Genomic DNA, 15,278 nt, shown 5'->3' with positions numbered 1-15,278 from the left:
TTAATCACCTCTTATTATTTTAGGTCTGAACAACTCTATTATAATACTGAGGTGATTTTTGGTATAACCTATTGTTGCCTACCCGCATAGCGGGTCGTTTTATGTTTCGCACGCGTTGCGTGCTCAACTGACTAAAGTCACAATAAAGGGACCTAATAGATTAGGTCCACTTTAAATATTTTAATTTTTAATTCTTGCTTATTTCCAGTATTCTAATTTAGATGTGTCAATTCCAATTGTTTCTGCTTTAAATACTGGGTTCTTGCCTTCTTCTCTTTGTTCCTTATAGTCTTCAAGAGCTTTAAGAGCAGTGCCACCAAGAATAATAATTGATGGAATGTTAATTAAGCACATAACTCCCATTAAGAAATCAGCTACGTCCCATGCAAGATTCATTTCCATACCTGCACCTACAAAAATTAGGATTGTTGCAATAATTCTGTAGCAAAGCATAAATGTCTTTGAAGGTGTTTTTTTGTTTAAGTATGTTAAACAAGAATCTACATAGTAAAGATTTCCAAGTAGAGTTGTGAAAGCAAATAAAGCAAGAGAAATTGTTATAAATAAATTTCCATAAGATCCAAATACTGTTGAAAGTGATGCTTGTACAAAAGGTGCTCCTGCTAATTCTTCTGTTGGTGCAATGCCTGATGCAAGTGACATAAAAGCTGTTGCTGAACAAATAACAATTGTATCTAGGAATACAGAAATCATTTGAACTAGACCTTGTTTTACAGGGTGAGAAACTGATGCTGATGCTGCAGCATTTGGTGCAGAACCCATACCAGCTTCATTAGAGTAAAGTCCTCTCTTAATACCTTGTACTAGAGCAGAACCTGCAACTCCACCAAAAATTGCCCTAAAGTTAAAGGCATCTTCAAAGATCATGCCAAACATTGCTGGAATATTTTTAATGTTTATAACTATCATTACAAGAGCCATAATAACGAAGATAACGCCCATAATTGGTACTAGTAAAGATGTATATTTTATAATTCTCTTTCCACCACCAAGGATACAATAGCCTGCTAATATAGCAAGAACTGCACCTATCATCCAAGAAGTTTTTCCTGGAACGTAGAAGTCATAAACTCTAAAGGAGTCTTGTAGGTTAAAGGATGCAAGCATATTAAATCCTACTGCATAAGTTGCAATAAGTGCTATTGCAAATAAAACTCCAAGTCCTCTTGATCCAAGGGCATTTTCTATGTAGTAAGAAGGTCCACCATAAGATACACCATCTGCACCACGTTTTTTATAAATTTGTGCAAGTGTTGATTCTATAAAGGCTGATGCACCACCAATAAGTGCTATAATCCACATCCAAAATACTGCGCCTGGTCCACCAAGGCAAATTGCATTGGAAACACCAACGATATTACCTGTACCAACTCTTGATGCTGTTGATACCATAAGTGCTTGGAAGGAAGAAACATCATCTTTTCCTTCTGGTTTTTCTTTTATAACTTTAAAAGCTTCACCAAGTAATCCAAATTGTATAAATTTTGTTCTAATTGTGAAGTAAAATCCACAAGCTAGTAATACTATAATAAGTATTGGATAATATAAAACGCCATTAACGGCTGAAAGTAATTTTTCCATTATTTACCTCTCTAATAAATTGATAAGTCTAATTTTTGCGATAAGAATTCTAACATTCTAACTCCAGAATATGAGTTGCCATGTTTATCAAGTCTTGGAGCATATACTGCAAGTCCATTTTTATTTTTTGATGCAGTAACAATTCCTCCACCAACTCCAGATTTAGCAGGTAATCCCACTCTTATTGCAAAATCTCCAGAGTAGTCATAAGTCCCACACGTTGCCATAAGGGACCTTAAAACTTTTGCTTCCTTTGCAGTTATAATTTCTTTTCCATCTAAGTCAATTCCATCATTGGAAATTACATAGGACATGTGAGCTAAGTTTTCTGTGTTAACAAGAATTGAACAAGCTTTAAAATATGTATCTAAAACTTCTTCTACCTTTGTGTCACTTGGTAAAATTCCCTTAGCTAACATTAAATAAATTAGGGTCCTATTTGTAAAAGATGATTCCTTTTCTGACTCTGCAATTTCTCTACTGTAATCAACTTCTTCTCCCAGAAATTCACTTGCTTTTTTAAGTATTACATCAAAAGTTTTTTCTCTATAAACATTGTGTAAAATAGCTACTATAATAATTGCTCCAGCATTTATAAAAGGATTTACTGGTATCCTCTTTTCTGAAAGTTCAAGTTCAATAACACTGTTAAAAGGTTTTGCAGAAGGCCTAACTCCTACATATTTTTTAAGTTCAGCAACTTTGTAATTTTTCATTGCAAGAGCATATAAAATTACCTTTACAATAGACTGAATAGAAAATTTTATTTTAGAATCTCCAACACTTGTCAATTTTCCATCTTCAATAGTGGAAATTGCAACTTTATTTGCTTCAACTTTTGCAAGTTCAGGAATATAATCTGCAACAGCTCCTTCATGTAAGTATTTTCTACCTAAATTGAGAGCCTCTTCCAAAATTTCTTCTGTATAAATAATAAAATTCACCTCCTTAAATTTATTTGGGATTGTTTTCCTCATGTAAATAGATTACCATATCAAAAAATCTTTTTCAACGAAAAATTTCAGCCTGATAAAGCTATAAAAATTAGGAAATCATTTTTTAAATCACTAAATATTTTTATTTTTAAAATAAAAATCATAGGATTTTAAAAAAAAGGACCAAAAATATTGGTCCTAAAATTTTTATAATTAATTTTATTTAACAAAAATTTTATAGTCTGAATATCCCTTCTCATCCATTTCTTCATAGGGAATAAATAAAAGGGCTGCACCATTTATACAATACCTAAGGCCACCCTTATCCCTTGGCCCGTCAGGAAATACATGACCAAGGTGTGAGTCTGAAGAATTTGATCTTACTTCAGTTCTTAGCATGCCAAAGGACCTATCCACATTTTCATCTAAATAAGTTGATACAATTGGTCGAGAAAAAGAAGGCCAGCCACAGCCAGAGTCAAATTTGTCACTTGATGCAAAAAGTGGTTTTTTTGAAAGTTTATCTACATAAATACCCCTTCTGTACTCGTCGTTTAACTTGCTTGTAAAAGGTCTTTCAGTGCCAGCATTTTCCATTACATCATAGGAAATATCATCGAGATAAGCTCTTTTATTTTCTTCAAGAAATTCTCTATCATCATCTATTATTGGATCATCTGCTCTATTTAAATTTACATGACAATATCCTCCTGGATTTTTGTCTAGGTAGTCTTGATGATAATCTTCTGCCTTTACAAAATTTTTAATAGGAGAAATTTCTACTGCAACTTTGCCAATTTTTTCTTCCTCATATTTTATAAAGTCCTTTACATTTTTTTCTGACTCAGAGTCGCCGTCTTCCCAATAAATTCCTGTGCGGTACTGTCTTCCAATGTCATTACCCTGTCTATTTATTGATTTTGGATTAATAATTCTAAAATAGTGGAGGAGAATTTCTGTAAGAGAAATTTTTGAAAAATCGTAATAAATTTTTACTGTCTCTGCATGGTCCGTACTTGATACAATTTCATAACTTGTGTCGTCGCTATCGCCATTGGCATAACCTACAAGAGTCTTAGAAATTCCCTTTAATTTTTTAAAATAGGCTTCTGTTCCCCAAAAACATCCACCAGCTAAATATATAATTTTAATATTTTTCATATAATCACCTAACTTACCTTTACCCAAAAAACTAGAAATAAATATAAGGCCTTGCTGGACTCCTCTTAGGGGGAGAGCTTTGTGGGTAACTTCCTTTCATTTTTATTTTAAAAATCAATTATTTCTAAAGGTTTTTTATGAGGGATCAAATAAATCTTAATAAAATAATTTTTCTAAATAATAATCCTTCGTGTTTATTAAATAAATTTGCATAAGTACTTTAAAATAAAACTTTAGAACTTGCTATACTAGGCTTATAAAATGATGATTAATATCATTTACAAGTTATGTAATATTTTGTAAATCCTTTCATATAAGAAAATTTTTTCTTCTAATTTCTTTAAATTCTTCACAAAATATTACATAACTTATATTTTAAGGAGGAATTATGAATAAAAAATTTAGACTGTCACTAGGCCTATTGGCCCTATCCGCAACACTTCTTGTTGCTTGCAATAAGGAAGAAACTAAGAATGAGCCTAAAGAGAACAACACTAAGGTTGAACAAAATGTAGAGGCTAAGGCTGAAGATAAGGCTACTGATGAAGTTGCTCTTTCTGACTGGGACGGAGAATGGAATAACATTGCCAACTATCTTGATGATCCTGGACTAAAGGGAGCTTACGAGGAAGTTGCTAAGAGAGACAACATCACTGAAGATCAAGCTAAAAAGAATTTTGCTGACCACGTTGCAGTTGATTTTGGAGCCCTAAAGGTTGATGGAGATAGCATAACTTTCTTAACTGGACCTGAAGGAGAGGAAATTGACAAGGCTGACTACAAACTTGTAGACAAACACCCAATGGAACACGGTGGAAAAACTCTTTATTGGTACGAGTTTTCTTCTAATGGAAAATATCCAACAATTTTATTAATGCCAGTTCACGGCGAAGACCACATGCCACACTTCCACTTAAGAGTTGGAGGAAGTGCTGAAGAAATGTTAGCTAAAGATGACTGGTACCCAACATTTGTTAGTCCAACAGTAACTATCGATCAAGTTTACGAAGAAGTTGCTGAATAATATTTCTATTTTTTTCTATCCTCGATGTTTCATCTCTTGATGTTCATCGGGGATAAATTTTTTTAAGAGAAAGGAGACTTTATGCCAAAAATAATAAAAATTATGACTGTATTTCTCTTGGCTTTTTCTCTAGTTGCCTGTAAAGCAGAAAAGGATGACAAGGCAAAATCTGTCGTCTACACTTCCTTTTATCCAGTCTACAGCTTAACTAAAAGCGTAGTTGGTGACACTGTGGACCTAAGGATCCTCATGCCAAAAAACCAGGACCCCCACCTCTGGGAGCCAACTCCAAGAAGGATAAAGGACCTGTCAAATTCTGACCTTTTGATTATAAATGGAGCAAATATGGAAAACTGGGCAGACTCAATTGCAAATACCCTTCCAAATTTGGATATCCTAAATCTTGCCAGTGGGGTAAATTTAATTTCCTACAAGGGGGCTGCTGCCATTGGAGACTTCCAATACATGGTGGCTGGCGACTTTGACAAGGAAACCTACTCCTTTGACTTTGGTCACACCCACGAAGACAACATGAGGATTGCCTTCCTCTATTGCGACAAGGACTACTCTGAAAAGGACCTTGTTAAGATGGGACGAAAGATCATGGAGGACCCCGGAGAAGATATTCCACAAAAATCTTTAATAAAGGTTGAGGACAGGAAGACTTACAAGCTTGCGATGGGCCATGAGCATGGAGAAATTTATTACAAGCTTCCTAAGAAGGGAAGGTGGATTATGTTTAGCGACAGAATTTCCACAGACCTACTTTCTTACAAGATGCTTGATGCCCATGGAGATCCTATGAAACTTGATGTTCTTCGTGATACTTCAACTACTAACGAGGACAAGATAACCTACGATCCTCACTCTTGGATGAGTATTAGAAATGCCAAGAGATATGTAAATGATATTGAATACAAGATGTCCAAGCTCTATCCAGAGAATAAAAGCCTCTACAGGAAGAATGCTTCCAAGACTTTGAGAAAGCTTACAGAGCTTGACTACAAGTACAGGGACCTCTTTAAGAAAACTAAGAGAAAGGAATTTATTGTGAGTCACTTTGCCTTTGCCTACCTTGCCAAGGACTTTGACCTCATCCAATATCCTCTCCAAGGCCTAACAAGTACAGATTCTCCAAGTATAAAGAAGATCACCAGGGCCATAGATGACGCAAGGGATAGAAAGATCAATACAATCTTTTACGAATATGGTATGCCAAAAAATGGGGCAGACATAATCGCAGAAGAAATTGGCGCCGACCTAAAAGGCCTAATATCCATGGAATATATTAACAGGGATATTGAAAGGGACGTTGGAGACGACTTTATAGACATGATGGAATACAATTTGAAAAATATATATGAATCATTGAGGTGATATATGAAGGCTATTGAAATAAAAAATGCCAACTTTGCCTACGATAGGGACCCAGTTCTCAGGGACTTAAACCTAACCCTGATGAACAAGGAGAAAATCACTATAATCGGTGGCAACGGAGTTGGCAAGACAACTTTAATAAAAATAATTATTGGGGAGCTCAAGCTAAGGTCTGGAGAAATAAAAATTTTTGAAGAAGATATAAGTGTAGATTCACTGAAAAAAATCGGCTACGTTCCTCAATCACAAAAGGAAAACTTATATACATTTCCCATTTCCGTCAAGGAGCTTGTAACCCTACAACTCTATGAGAGCATGGGGATGATAAAAATTCCAAGAAAGACCCACTACGACAAAACTATAGAACTTTTAAAGAAGATGAATCTTGAGAAGTACGCAGACTATCCTATAAGGGACCTGTCTGGTGGCTTGAGACAAAGGGTTGTAATCACAAGGGCCCTTATGAACAATCCAGAGATTTTAATTTTTGACGAGCCAACATCTGGTGTCGACGAAAATTCAAAGAGGCAGTTTGCCAAAACCCTTGAAGACCTAAACAAAAATTTTGACGTATCCATAATTTTAATAACCCACGAGCTAGACTGGGTGAAAAACAATTTGCAAATGGATAAGTTTTACGAACTAAAGAAGGGAGGTCTTGAACTTGTTACAGTATAGCTTTATGATTAGAACTCTCTTAGTTTCCCTCATGATTTCCATAATAATTCCCCTCATTGGAATTGTAATAGTAAATCGTGGAACTTCTATGATGGGGGATGCCCTATCTCACGTTTCACTGGCTGGAGTTGCCTTGGGACTAATCCTTTCAATCAACCCCCTAATTGGTGCCATCTTCGCCTGTGTAATTGGAGCCTTCTCCATTGAAAAAATCAGGAAGAAGTTCCCCCAATTTGGTGACATGGCAACTGCCATAATAACCTCCATGGGATTGGGACTTGCTGCCCTCTTGTCAGACTTTTCGCCAGGAGGAAGCAGCTTTGACGCCTATCTCTTTGGTAGTATTGCATCAGTATCAAAGGCTGACGTTATAATCGTCCTCATAACCTTTATACTTGTTGTTGCAATTTCTTTAATTTATTATTTTGGTCTCCTCTCCATTGCAGTTGATCCTCAACTTGCCAAGATGAGTGGGGTAAATGTGGCGAGAATAAATTCAATATTCACACTTTTATCTGCCCTTACCATTGCCCTTTCAGCCAAAATAATTGGTGCCCTCATGGTGACATCGCTTATAGTATTACCAGTGGCATCATCATTATTAATAAGTAAATCCTACAAGGCTACCTTTATAAACACCCTGGTTCTTGGACTTGTTTACACCCTAAGTGGTGTCATCCTGTCCTACTACTTTGACCTAAAACCAGGTGGAGCAATAGTAGTTATTGCCTCCCTAGGAATGCTAGTTTGCCTCTTAATTTCAAAACTAAAAAACAAGAAATCATAACCACCCGTAAAACGGGTGGTTTGATTACGGGCTATAAGCCCGAGTGATACCAACCAGCGTCTCAAGGCGCTGGTTTTCACTTTGTTCAAACCTTATTGTTTTTGCCTCTTTAGCCAGCCCTGAAAGGGCTTCATTCATCTTCTTTTGAATGGATCTTCGTATTCTTTTACACTCAATTTATCCATTGCTATGTCGTGTTGCTCTTGCTCTCTTATATACTTTGCTATTGTTTGTTCATTCAATCCTACTGTACTTACATAATATCCCTCTGCCCAAAAATGTCTATTTCCAAATTTGTATTTTAGGTTTGCATGCTTGTCAAACATCATTAGTGCACTTTTCCCTTTCAAGTATCCCATGAAACTTGACACTGATATTTTTGGAGGAATACTAACTAACATATGCACATGATCTGGCATTAAATGTCCTTCTATTATTTCTACTCCTTTGTATTTACATAACATCCTAAATATTTCTCCCAAACTATCTCGGTATTGATTAAATACTATTTTTCGTCTATAATTTGGTGTAAAGACAATATGATATTTACACATCCATTTTGTGTGTGATAATGAATTTGCCTTTTGTGCCATATTAATCACCTCTTATTATTTTAGGTCTGAACAACTCTATTATAATACTGAGGTGATTTTTGGTATAACCTATTGTTGCCTACCCGCATAGCGGGTAGTTTTATGTTTCGCACGCGTTGCGTGCTCAACTGACTAAAGTCACAATAAAAAGGATAAGAGTTTAATCTTATCCTAAAAAAATTATTTTTTTGTATAATAGGTTGCCCTTCCACTTCCATGCCTTTCAATTATATCTTTTTCTAACAATTCTTTTAGAGACTTTTCTACAGAGGACTTACTAATTGCTGGAGCAAGTTCCATGATTTCACTCTTGGTAAATTTTCCAATTTTTTTGTCAATAGCATTTAAAACTTGATCAAGGGCTGATAACTTTGTATCGAAAATATTTACCCTATCTTCAAAATCTCTATAGGCAGCAAGTATAATAGCCAAAATATATTTTATGAAATATGTTGGATCTTCACTATTTTCGTGCCAATTTACACCACTTTTCTCTAGGGCAATATAGTAATTTGTCTTAGTTTTTTCAATTTTTTCTTCAAGACTTATATATCTTCCTACAACATATCCTAACTTGTATAGCAACAAAGTTGTTAGAAGCCTCGACATCCTTCCATTTCCATCGTTGAAAGGGTGAATGCACAAGAAATCGTGTATAAAAATTGGAATAAGTATTAGAGGGTTTATTTCTCCCTTGTCAATTTCTCTATTGTACTCTTGGCAAATTTTTTCAATTGCTTGTGGAGTTTCAAAGGGGTCAAGAGGCCTAAACCTAACTATTGTCTCACCATCTTTTTTTGTTTCTGAAATATAATTTTGCGAATTTTTATATTTTCCACCAATTGATTTATTTGAAAATTTGTAGAGGTCTCTATGAAGTTGCAAAATTATTTTTGAATTTATTGGCATATAATCAAAAGATTCATGAATTGTAGATAGAACTTCCTTGTAACCTAGAATTTCTTCTTCATCTCTATTTTTGGGAGCAACTTTTTTCTTGACTAAATCCCTTATTCTAGAGTCAGTTGTTCTTATTCCCTCGATTTCATTAGAACTTTGAGTACTCTGTATAATGGCAAGTTCTACGAGATTATTAAGAACTGTAGGCTTCTGACTTAAGTATAATTCTTGTCTTCCCTTATACTCGCTAATTTGTGAAATATAATTTAAGATTTCTGCATCCCACTTTTTTTCTTTTAATAAACTGTAATCAAATTTGCGCATAAAAACCTCCTATTCGCATAAATTATACCATATTTATGCGTAAAAAATATTTTTATGGGCAAATTTTTCTAGTAAATAAAAAGACTGTAAAATAAAATTCACAGTCTTTAAAAATTATTTAACTTTTAAATTTTTATAAATCCAAAGGCTTACATCTTAAATAAAATTTCGTTTTCGATGTAAATGTGTCTTCTCATGTCCTCGTCAAGTTCTCCCATAAGCTTGTTGAGTTCCTTGATTTCTGGCTCTTCTGCATTCATTTTATAGTCACGAGTTAAATATTTTATCCTGTCAAAAAGTCCAATAGTTTTTTCGTGTTCTGCAAGAAGATTTTCAAAGTCAACATTTTTTCCTGCCAAGGCATCTTTAAATTCAAACTCTTCTTCGCTGGAGAAGTGGGAAACAAGTTCTGCCTTAATTAATAAAAGGACTTCATAAATTACAAAGAGTTGTTCTCCTCTTTCTCTGTAATATTTTTTTATTGCTCCCCTAAAAATTTCGTCGATTTTTTCAGTTGTTGCAAGTTCATAAGGGTGAATTTCATCAACAATATAGTGAATAAGCTCTTCCTTATTCATCTTTCTAACTCTATCCATGTCCTTAAAATCAGACTGACCCTCAACTCTTTTTATAAATGCATCACAATTTTCACCAAGAGATTTTAAGGCATCCTCTAAACTTTCCATGGCTATAAAATCATATTCTGCGCCAAGTTTTTGAAGTTCTTGTAAAACTTTTGGATTTTCCATTACTGCAGCTTCAACTGTCATATTTCTTTCTAACATAATTCCTCCTATTATTTAATAGATTTTAAAAAACCTCTCACATCTTCTTCACTTGTTCTATAATTTGTAACAAGTCTAATTATTGACTCTTTCTCATTGTCTATTTCAAAAATATTTTCTTTTTTTAATTTTTCAATTTCTTCTCGATTTGACTTAATAAAAATTTGGTTGGACTCACCAAAAAGTGGATCTCTATTTATTTCTTTTAGTCCATCTACAAGAAGCCTTGACATTTCATAGGCTCTCTTTGCATTTTTATAATATAAGCCATCTTGAAATAAAACCTTAAAAGATAAACCAATTAAGAAGGACTTTGCCATCATGGCTCCCCTTTGTTTTAAGTAATATCTAAAGTCCTTCTTCAAATTTTCATCTAAAATAACTAGGGCTTCACCAAAAATTGCGCCGTTTTTTGTGCCACCAATGGAAAAAATGTGGGAATACTTGGCATAATCAGATAATTTTGTATTATTTGCTGCCATGGCATGAGCAATTCTTGCACCATCAATATATAAGTATAAGCCCTTTTCGGTGCAAGTTTCATAAATTTCTCTTATTTCATCAAGAGAGTAAACTGTGCCAACTTCTGTAGTTTGTGAAATGTAGACAACTTTTATTTTTACATCAACTTCTCCAGCTTGATTCTCAACTAGGTCTTTTATGTCCCTTGCCCTTAGCTTGCCATCAGAAGTTTTTATTGTCACAACTTTATGTCCCGTTGCTTCAATTGAGCCCGTTTCGTGATGAGTTATGTGACCAGTGGATGCAGATAAAACTGCCTCGTAGGGCCTTAGAGCAAAAGTCGTCGCCAAAATATTTGTGGCAGTGCCACCAGAAACAAATTCAATGTCTGCATCTCTATCTATTTCTTTTAAAATTAATTCTCTTGCAGAATTTGAAATTTCATCTAGTCCGTAACCAGAAATTTTTTCGTCAAAAATTTTATTTATCTCGTCATAAATTTCTCTTGAACCAAAATCATTGTAATCATTTCTAAAATTATTCATAACTCACCTCATTTTATTCTTACCCAATATTATATATTAAATGTAAAAATTTTAGCAAATAGGGTACAATAGGAAAGAGGTGTTTAAATGAACAGTCATGGTGCAAATGTTTTTGAAATTGCAAAAAACAATGGCATAAAAATAAAAGACATAAGGGATTTTTCTTCAAATATAAATCCTCTAGGTCCCAGCAAAAAAGCTCTCGACGACCTAAAAGATAATTTAAATTTACTTTCTAGCTACCCCGATGTAGATTATATAGATCTTAGAAATTCTATTTCAAATTATGTAAATTGTAATAGCGAAAATATTGTCCTTGGACTTGGATCTACAGAAATTTTAAAGGATGCAATAAAATTTTTTGCTCCAAAAATTTCTATGATATTATCGCCTTGTTACTCTGAATACGAAAATGAACTTAGAAAAATAAATTCAAAAATAATTGAATATAACTTAGAGGAAAAAAAGGATTTTAAAATTGATTTAGATGAGCTTATAAAAACTATAAGAGAAGATAAAGTTGATTTTTTAGTTTTTGCAAATCCAAATAATCCCACTGGCACAATTTTAAGTGCAAGTGAAATAGAAAAAATTTTAAAAGAAACTTCCGCAAAAATTTTGGTGGATGAAACTTATATTGAATTTACAGATATGTCAATTTATTCTTCCACAAAATTAATTGATACTTACAAAAATCTTGCAGTTGTTAGGGGGACATCAAAATTTTTTGCCCTTCCTGGCATAAGACTTGGCTATGGACTTTCCTCTGATGAAAATTTTTTAAATTATTTTAAAAATAAAGAAGTCCTTTGGCAAGTAAATTCAGTTGCAGAAATTTGTGGCAAGGTCATGTTTTCTGATGAAAAATATATTACAGAAGTCTTTAATTTTATTACTTCAAGGAGAAATTACATATTCAGTGAAATTTCTAAAATAAAAAATTTAAAAGCCTATGAAAGCTTTGGGAATTTTATTTTAATTAAGATTTTAAGGGGTCCCAAGGCAGGAAAACTTCGCGAAAAACTTTTAGAGAAGGACCTCGTAATACGTGATTGCAAATCTTTTAATAATTTAGATGAAAATTATTTTAGGATTTGTCTTTTAAAAGATGATGACAATAAAATACTTTTAAAAAATCTAAAGGAAATTTATAGGAGTGAATAAATTGAATAAAAATTTGAAAAGAAATAAAACTAAAAAAATAAAAAAATTATTTGCTACTTTTCTTCTAATCCCAACACTTTTAATTCCAAGTTTTGTCTCTGCTGCTCCTTCTCTTACAAAGCTTAAAGTAAATAACATAAAAATTGCAGAGAAGCAAAATACCTTAAATAAAAAAATAGAAGAAGCTCAAGAAATAAAATCCAAAAAAAATATTGAATCACAAGATAAAAATCCAATTTTTAGCCCTTGGGCGGCTGAGGAACTTAATCAAGCTCAGTTTATGGGTCTTTATCCTGCAAAAAATTTTTTTGATGGAAGAGATTTTACAAAAGCAGCAACACTTGATGATGCTAAGACTTGTTATAAGCTAGCTAAAGAAAAAATTGAAGCTAAAGGCTTAGAAACTGGAGGAGATTTTTCTTTTAAAAATTTAAGTCGAGCTGAAATTTTAAATTCAATTTCAAAACTTTTAGGGGACGAAAAATTTGAAATAAAAAATTTAAGAGCGGCAAAAATATTTTTAGGTCCAGCTGATGAAAAATATTTAAATTCAAAAATTCCTCTTCAAGAGATGATTTCTTTATATTCAAGAGCTGTTAATAAAGTTCTGCAAGATAAGGGCAAGGTTTCTAAGGGTTTTTTCTACGAAGTAAATAATAAGGGCAATAAAATTTATATGTTGGGATCCATTCATGTTGGCAATAGCTCCCTTTATCCCATAGATGAAAATATAATAAAGGCCCTAAAATCTTCTGAAAAAATTTATATGGAAATAGATTTGTCAAATAGAGAAGAAGCAAAAAAGATGCGTCAAAAAATTTATTATAGTGATGGCAAAAATTTAAAAGATGATTTAGGTGAGGAACTTTACTCTAGAGTTTTAAAAATATTTCAAGGCTATGGTATGGAAGAAGATCAGGTAAAAATTCTTAGACCTTGGGCAATTTATAACACCATGGCATCTGATCCAAAGGGAGAGTCTCCTAAGGGAAGTTTTGGAGTCGAATCTTATTTTTTGGCACTGAGCTTATTAAATAAAATTGAAATTGATGAACTTGAGTCCATGGATTTTCAATCAAATATTCTTTCAAATTTTGACAAGAAAACTTATGTAGAAATGATTGAAAATCTCACTGCTGAAATTGAAAAAAATGGCTACAAAAATATAAATTCAGGCCTTTACACTTTACTTGATGCTTGGCAAAGTGGCGACAGAGATAAAATGAAATCAATTTTATCTTTAAAGGGTGACAAGGCATCAGAAAAATTTAACGAAGCTATTTTAGATGAAAGAGATGAAGGTATGGCTAAAAAAATTGACGCAATGCTAAAAAAAGATGGCAAAAATACTTACTTTATCCTAATAGGTTCAGCACATCTTGTTCCTGAAAATTCTGTAACGGGAATATTAAAGGACATGGGTTATAAGGTTATAGAAAAATAAAATTTAAAATAATTGCAAAATTTATAGAAAAAGGCGAGGCATAAAACCTCGTCTTTATTTTTGCTATTTTATTTTCCAATCATTTCCCTTAAAATTACTTCGTCAGTTTCTTTCATACCTTCTTTTGCAATATGGCCAACAGTTTTTATCATGTCATCTACATCTTCTTTTACAATTCCATCTCCAGCTTTAAAAGAATTTCCTTCCTTAGCTTGCTTGTAAGCAAGAAAAGACATTTTTAAACTAGATGCAATTTTTATTGCACAAGATTCCTTGGCACCATCACAAATAATTCCTGAATTTGTAGCAAGTGCATTTTTGAGAATTTCCTTTATAAGTTTCTCATCTTCATCTTTCATGAAAGAAAGCCCACAAATAGATGCTGCAGCAGCAGAGACAACTCCGCAATAAGCAGAAAGTTCTCCAATCCCTTCTTTTAAATAAAGCCCAATTAAATTTGCAAAAATAAGAGATCTATATAACTTATCCTTATCAATATTGTGATCTTTAGCGTAAATAATTATTGGAACAGAAACAGTAATTCCTTGATTGCCAGATCCTGAATTTATTACAACAGGTTTTTCACAACCTGACATTCTGGCATCTGAACCGGCAGCAGCATAAGCAACTAACTTTTCATTGTAATTATCTTTTGCATCTTCCAAAATCATTTTTCCAATATTTGCACCCCAAGGATTTTCAATACCCTCTTTTGCAATAGCATAATTGTAGTTGATTTCTTTATCTAAAACGTCTATTATGCTCTCATAATTTCCATTTTTTGCAAAATCATAAATTTTATCAAAGGACAAATCAATTTTATCCTCTTCTTTTTCTTCTTCATCTTTTTTTTCAAAGATAATTTCATCATTTAAGCTCTCAAAAATAATGTTAGTGTGATAATCTTTTATAATTACGCGAGATTTTTTAGCTCCCTTCTCCATAATTATGTCTATGTATAGGCCCTTAATTTCGTGTACAAGTTCAATATCAACTAGACCATTTTTTATCAAATTATCTAAATACTCCAACTTACTTTTGTCAACATCAGATAAAACTTCAAGTTTTTTCTTATAATCTCCAAGAAAAGCACCAGCAGCAAGAGAAATTTCAATTCCCTTTCTTCCATCAGTTCCTGGAACTTTGACGCTATTTACATTTTTAATCATATTGCCCGATAACTTTGCCGTAATTTTTTCAGGATCTTCTCCCAAAATTTCTCTAGCACGGCTGGCAGCAAATGCCAAAGCTATGGGCTCGGTACAGCCGAAGGCAGGCACCATTTTCTCTCTCAAAAATTTATTATAATCCATAAAATCCCCTCGTAATTTATTTTTAACAAATATATTATAACAAAAAACGATAAGCTTATCCTAATAGTATTTTTCAAACTCATTTTTTAAAATTTTTTACAATTAAAATAGGTAACTTATTGTTGCAAACAAAAATAAGTTACCATAATATTTTTGGATTTTTAAATTAATAATATATAATAAA

Annotated in this window: 14 protein-coding genes; 6 read left to right on the top strand and 8 right to left on the bottom strand. The window is 33.0% G+C overall.

Annotation, left to right across the window (positions count from 1 at the left end; all coding sequences use genetic code 11):
- Nucleotides 1-198: 198 nt before the first annotated feature.
- From JOD41_RS07775 to msrB, 3 genes are all read right to left on the bottom strand, one after another.
- Nucleotides 199-1,602: an alanine/glycine:cation symporter family protein gene (locus tag JOD41_RS07775; protein ID WP_205052335.1), complete on the bottom strand. Its 1,404-nt coding sequence runs from the start codon at nucleotides 1,600-1,602 to the stop codon at nucleotides 199-201.
- 11 nt (nucleotides 1,603-1,613) lie between these two features.
- The gene (gene glsA, locus JOD41_RS07770; protein ID WP_239541156.1) at nucleotides 1,614-2,579 is read right to left on the bottom strand and encodes a glutaminase A; all 966 of its coding nucleotides are present in this window, start codon (nucleotides 2,577-2,579) and stop codon (nucleotides 1,614-1,616) included.
- 177 nt (nucleotides 2,580-2,756) lie between these two features.
- Nucleotides 2,757-3,698, bottom strand: coding sequence for a peptide-methionine (R)-S-oxide reductase MsrB (gene msrB, locus JOD41_RS07765; RefSeq protein WP_205052334.1), 942 nt, complete (start codon nucleotides 3,696-3,698; stop codon nucleotides 2,757-2,759).
- 388 nt (nucleotides 3,699-4,086) lie between these two features.
- Between msrB and JOD41_RS07760 the strand changes: the two genes are divergently transcribed.
- The 4 genes from JOD41_RS07760 (at nucleotide 4,087) to JOD41_RS07745 (ending at nucleotide 7,564) form a co-directional block, all read left to right on the top strand.
- A complete protein-coding gene (locus JOD41_RS07760) occupies nucleotides 4,087-4,722 on the top strand; it encodes a ZinT/AdcA family metal-binding protein (RefSeq protein ID WP_205052333.1) in 636 nt (211 codons plus the stop codon).
- Nucleotides 4,723-4,803: 81 nt separating this feature from the next.
- Nucleotides 4,804-6,099 (top strand): metal ABC transporter substrate-binding protein, encoded by a 1,296-nt coding sequence (locus tag JOD41_RS07755; RefSeq protein WP_205052332.1) that lies wholly within the window; start codon nucleotides 4,804-4,806, stop codon nucleotides 6,097-6,099.
- 3 nt (nucleotides 6,100-6,102) lie between these two features.
- Nucleotides 6,103-6,777, top strand: coding sequence for a metal ABC transporter ATP-binding protein (locus tag JOD41_RS07750; RefSeq protein ID WP_205052331.1), 675 nt, complete (start codon nucleotides 6,103-6,105; stop codon nucleotides 6,775-6,777).
- Complete coding sequence (locus tag JOD41_RS07745) at nucleotides 6,764-7,564, top strand: metal ABC transporter permease (RefSeq protein WP_205052330.1); 801 nt, start codon at nucleotides 6,764-6,766, stop codon at nucleotides 7,562-7,564. The genes JOD41_RS07750 and JOD41_RS07745 overlap by 14 nt, the downstream gene beginning before the upstream one ends.
- 134 nt (nucleotides 7,565-7,698) lie before the next feature.
- Here the strand turns inward: JOD41_RS07745 and tnpA are convergent, their stop codons facing one another.
- The 4 genes from tnpA to JOD41_RS07725 all read right to left on the bottom strand — a co-directional run bounded on the left by tnpA (nucleotide 7,699) and on the right by JOD41_RS07725 (nucleotide 11,173).
- Nucleotides 7,699-8,157, bottom strand: coding sequence for an IS200/IS605 family transposase (gene tnpA / locus JOD41_RS07740; RefSeq protein WP_205052329.1), 459 nt, complete (start codon nucleotides 8,155-8,157; stop codon nucleotides 7,699-7,701).
- Between the two features lie 180 nt (nucleotides 8,158-8,337).
- Complete coding sequence (locus tag JOD41_RS07735; protein ID WP_205052328.1) at nucleotides 8,338-9,381, bottom strand: Fic family protein; 1,044 nt, start codon at nucleotides 9,379-9,381, stop codon at nucleotides 8,338-8,340.
- A 149-nt stretch (nucleotides 9,382-9,530) separates the two neighbouring features.
- Nucleotides 9,531-10,166 carry a hemerythrin domain-containing protein gene (locus JOD41_RS07730; RefSeq protein ID WP_205052327.1) on the bottom strand — a complete coding sequence of 212 codons (636 nt, stop codon included), beginning with the start codon at nucleotides 10,164-10,166 and terminating at the stop codon, nucleotides 9,531-9,533.
- 11 nt (nucleotides 10,167-10,177) lie between these two features.
- Nucleotides 10,178-11,173: a threonine aldolase family protein gene (locus JOD41_RS07725; protein ID WP_205052326.1), complete on the bottom strand. Its 996-nt coding sequence runs from the start codon at nucleotides 11,171-11,173 to the stop codon at nucleotides 10,178-10,180.
- 87 nt (nucleotides 11,174-11,260) lie between these two features.
- Between JOD41_RS07725 and JOD41_RS07720 the strand changes: the two genes are divergently transcribed.
- Entirely contained in the window at nucleotides 11,261-12,337 is a 1,077-nt protein-coding gene (locus JOD41_RS07720; RefSeq protein WP_205052325.1) for a pyridoxal phosphate-dependent aminotransferase, read from the top strand.
- Between the two features lies 1 nt (nucleotide 12,338).
- Nucleotides 12,339-13,781 (top strand): TraB/GumN family protein, encoded by a 1,443-nt coding sequence (locus JOD41_RS07715; RefSeq protein WP_239541153.1) that lies wholly within the window; start codon nucleotides 12,339-12,341, stop codon nucleotides 13,779-13,781.
- 68 nt (nucleotides 13,782-13,849) lie between these two features.
- Here the strand turns inward: JOD41_RS07715 and JOD41_RS07710 are convergent, their stop codons facing one another.
- On the bottom strand, nucleotides 13,850-15,094 hold the full coding sequence (locus JOD41_RS07710) for an L-cysteine desulfidase family protein (protein ID WP_205052324.1): 1,245 nt from the start codon (nucleotides 15,092-15,094) through the stop codon (nucleotides 13,850-13,852).
- Nucleotides 15,095-15,278 lie beyond the last annotated feature (184 nt).

Origin of the sequence: Peptoniphilus gorbachii (assembly GCF_016908115.1) — a bacterium.
Classification (GTDB): Bacteria; Bacillota; Clostridia; order Tissierellales; family Peptoniphilaceae; genus Peptoniphilus_A; species Peptoniphilus_A gorbachii.
This window is presented reverse-complemented; position numbering and strand designations above follow the sequence as displayed.

What these genes read in the sequence shown, in the direction of transcription:
- JOD41_RS07775 (WP_205052335.1), bottom strand. Translation starts at nt 1,602, where the DNA reads ATGGAAAAATTACTTTCAGCCGTTAATGGCGTTTTATATTATCCAATA.
- glsA (WP_239541156.1), bottom strand. Translation starts at nt 2,579, where the DNA reads ATGAGGAAAACAATCCCAAATAAATTTAAGGAGGTGAATTTTATTATT.
- msrB (WP_205052334.1), bottom strand. Translation starts at nt 3,698, where the DNA reads ATGAAAAATATTAAAATTATATATTTAGCTGGTGGATGTTTTTGGGGA.
- JOD41_RS07760 (WP_205052333.1), top strand. Translation starts at nt 4,087, where the DNA reads ATGAATAAAAAATTTAGACTGTCACTAGGCCTATTGGCCCTATCCGCA.
- JOD41_RS07755 (WP_205052332.1), top strand. Translation starts at nt 4,804, where the DNA reads ATGCCAAAAATAATAAAAATTATGACTGTATTTCTCTTGGCTTTTTCT.
- JOD41_RS07750 (WP_205052331.1), top strand. Translation starts at nt 6,103, where the DNA reads ATGAAGGCTATTGAAATAAAAAATGCCAACTTTGCCTACGATAGGGAC.
- tnpA (WP_205052329.1), bottom strand. Translation starts at nt 8,157, where the DNA reads ATGGCACAAAAGGCAAATTCATTATCACACACAAAATGGATGTGTAAA.
- JOD41_RS07735 (WP_205052328.1), bottom strand. Translation starts at nt 9,381, where the DNA reads ATGCGCAAATTTGATTACAGTTTATTAAAAGAAAAAAAGTGGGATGCA.
- JOD41_RS07730 (WP_205052327.1), bottom strand. Translation starts at nt 10,166, where the DNA reads ATGTTAGAAAGAAATATGACAGTTGAAGCTGCAGTAATGGAAAATCCA.
- JOD41_RS07725 (WP_205052326.1), bottom strand. Translation starts at nt 11,173, where the DNA reads ATGAATAATTTTAGAAATGATTACAATGATTTTGGTTCAAGAGAAATT.
- JOD41_RS07720 (WP_205052325.1), top strand. Translation starts at nt 11,261, where the DNA reads ATGAACAGTCATGGTGCAAATGTTTTTGAAATTGCAAAAAACAATGGC.
- JOD41_RS07710 (WP_205052324.1), bottom strand. Translation starts at nt 15,094, where the DNA reads ATGGATTATAATAAATTTTTGAGAGAGAAAATGGTGCCTGCCTTCGGC.